The sequence below is a fragment of the Streptomyces hainanensis genome (assembly GCF_004348415.1).
In the GTDB taxonomy this organism is placed as follows: Bacteria; Actinomycetota; Actinomycetes; order Streptomycetales; family Streptomycetaceae; genus Streptomyces; species Streptomyces hainanensis.
In genome coordinates this window covers 1-2,791 of record NZ_SMKI01000690.1, presented here as the reverse complement: position 1 = coordinate 2,791, position 2,791 = coordinate 1, and the positions used below count along the sequence as shown (strand labels likewise).

Sequence of the window (2,791 nt, the reverse complement as noted above, 5' to 3'; positions counted from 1 at the left end):
CTCCCCGCCCGTTTCCCGCCAGCCCTCGCGCGACCTGTCCGCCTCCCACACCCTGTTTCCGAACGTGATCCGCTCGATGCCGAGCTCCACCGAGTGGGCCACCGACCAGTGCGCCAACTCCCACCCCCGGAAGGACTGTTCGTCGGCCGGCACCGGGACCGTGAGATCCCCGCCCGCGCCGGTCGGCGCGACGCCGGCCCCGAACTCCCGCACCATCAGTTCGTGCACCACGTCCGGGCTGCCCACCACCCGCTCCTCGGCGGCCGTGTCCGCCTCGCAGTTCAGCGCCCCAGGCGCCCGGCCGGTCAACGCGGCCGCCAGCAGCGCCGCGTTCTCCTCGTGTCGGGCGTACGCGTCGGGGAAGGCGCTGCGCTGCACCTCCTGCGCCGCCTCGGCCAGCGGCAGCGACGCGTAGTCGGGCACCTCGACCAACCCGTCGTAGAAGGCGCCGGCCGCGTACACCGGGTCGAGCACCTCCTCCTCGGTACCCCAGCCCTGGGACGGCCGCTGCTGGAAGAGGCCGAGCGAGTCGCGGTCGCCGAACCGGATGTTGCGCAGCTCCGACTCCTGCATCGCGGTCGCGACGGCTATCGTCACCGCCCGCTCGGGCAGCCCGCGCGCCGAGGCCACCGCCTCGATCGTCGCGGCGTTGGCCGCCTGCTGCGGCTCCATCGCGTACGTCCGACCGCTCTCACCGGTCACCACGCAGCGCGGGCGGCCGTGCTGGTCGGACTGGTGGTACACGAGCACGTACACACCGATCCCCACCAGGACCACGGCCGCCGACGAGGCGCGCGCGATCCGGTGGTGGCGTCTTCGGGTCCTCCGTTCGGGCACCCTGGGAGAGTAGCCGCTCCGGGTACCGTGAGCGCATGGAACCGCCCGCACTCGATCTCGACCTGGACGCCGCCGGGCTCACCGCCCGGCTCGTCGACATCCCCTCCGTCAGCGGCACCGAGCGGCCGCTCGCCGACGCGGTGGAGGCCGCGCTGCGGCCGCTGCCCTGGCTGCGCGTCGACCGCCACGGGAACAACGTCGTCGCGCGCACGGAACTCGGTCGCGGGGAGCGGGTGGTGCTCGCCGGGCACCTCGACACCGTGCCGATCGCCGACAACGTGCCGTCCCGCCTCGACGCGGACGGCGTGCTGTGGGGCTGCGGCACCAGCGACATGAAGTCGGGCGTGGCCGTACAGCTCCGCATCGCGGCCACCGTGCCGCGGCCCAACCGCGACCTCACCTTCGTCTTCTACGACAACGAGGAGGTCGAGGCCGAACGCAACGGCCTCCGCCACCTCGCCGCCGACCGCCCCGAGTGGCTGGCCGGCGACTTCGCGGTGCTGCTCGAACCCTCCCTCGGCGAGGTCGAGGGCGGCTGCCAGGGCACCCTGCGGATGCTGCTGCGGCTGCCCGGGCAGCGCGCGCACTCGGCGCGGAGCTGGATGGGCGCCAACGCGATCCACGCGGCCGCCCCGGTGCTCGCCAGGCTCGCCGAGTACACGCCGCGCCGCCCCGTCATCGACGGCCTCGAGTACCACGAGGGCCTCAACGCGGTCCGGATCACCGGCGGCGTCGCCGGCAACGTGATCCCCGACGAGTGCGTCGTCACCGTCAACTACCGGTACGCGCCGGACCTCGACGAGCGGGAGGCGATCGCGCACGTCGAGAAGGTCTTCGCCGACTGCGGCGTCGCGGAGTTCGTCGTCGACGACCACTCGCCCGGCGCCCTGCCCGGGCTCACCCACCCCGCCGCCAGGGCGTTCATCGCGGCGGTCGGCGGCGAGCCGCGACCGAAGTTTGGCTGGACGGACGTCTCCCGGTTCAGCGCCCTTGGTGTTCCCGCGGTCAACTACGGGCCCGGTGACCCCAACCTCGCCCACAAGCGGGACGAGCGGGTGCCCGTCGAGATGATTCTGCGCTGCGAGGAGCGGCTGCGCGCCTGGCTGACCGCCGGCGCGGAGAGTGAGGAGGAGTCGGAGTGAGCGAGCGGACGGACGAGGAGACGGCCCCGGGCCGGGAACAGCGGCTCGGCCCCGTGGTGCGGCGGCGCCACCAGGTGATGCCGGGCACGGCGGACCAGCGGCTGCTCGACACCAGAGGGCCTTCCGACTGGGTGCACCAGGACCCCTGGCGGGTGCTGCGGATCCAGTCGGAGTTCGTCGAGGGCTTCGGCGCCCTCGCCGAACTCGGCCCCGCGGTCAGCGTCTTCGGCTCGGCCCGAACCCCGGAGGACTCCCCCGAGTACGAGATCGGCCGCCGGATCGGCCGCGGCCTCGCCGAGGCCGGCTTCGCGGTGATCACCGGCGGCGGCCCCGGCGCCATGGAGGCCGCCAACCGCGGCGCCAGCGAGTCCGGCGGCGTCTCGGTCGGCCTCGGCATCGAGCTGCCCTTCGAACAGGGCCTGAACGAGTACGTCGACATCGGGGTCAACTTCCGCTACTTCTTCGTCCGCAAGACGATGTTCGTGAAGTACGCCCAGGGCTTCCTGGTCCTGCCGGGCGGCCTCGGCACGCTGGACGAACTGTTCGAGGCGCTGACCCTGGTCCAGACCCGGAAGGTGACGCGCTTCCCGATCGTCCTCTTCGGCACGGAGTACTGGAGCGGGCTGGTCGACTGGCTCACCGACACGGTGATCGCCCAGGGCAAGGCCTCGACGAAGGACGGCGAGCTGTTCCGCCTGACGGACGACGTGGACGAGGCGATCGCGCTGGTGACCAAGCCGTAACGGCCTGCCGGCCTACCGGTCCGAAGGACCCCGGCCCCGGGGGGCCGGGGTTCTTCGGACCGGTAGGCC

The 2,791-nt window shown here is 73.1% G+C and carries 3 protein-coding genes; 2 read left to right on the top strand and 1 reads right to left on the bottom strand.

The genetic code is table 11. The annotated features are described in order from the left end of the window. A partial coding sequence (locus E1283_RS34755; protein WP_132822153.1) for a VldE C-terminal domain-containing protein occupies positions 1-837 on the bottom strand: 837 nt, incomplete at its 3' end. 35 nt (positions 838-872) lie between these two features. Here E1283_RS34755 and dapE point away from each other — a divergent pair. Then, entirely contained in the window at positions 873-1,979 is a 1,107-nt protein-coding gene (gene dapE, locus E1283_RS34750; protein WP_132822152.1) for a succinyl-diaminopimelate desuccinylase, read from the top strand. Then, complete coding sequence (locus E1283_RS34745; RefSeq protein ID WP_243745312.1) at positions 1,976-2,722, top strand: LOG family protein; 747 nt, start codon at positions 1,976-1,978, stop codon at positions 2,720-2,722. The genes dapE and E1283_RS34745 overlap by 4 nt, the downstream gene beginning before the upstream one ends. The last annotated feature ends 69 nt before the right edge of the window (positions 2,723-2,791 follow it).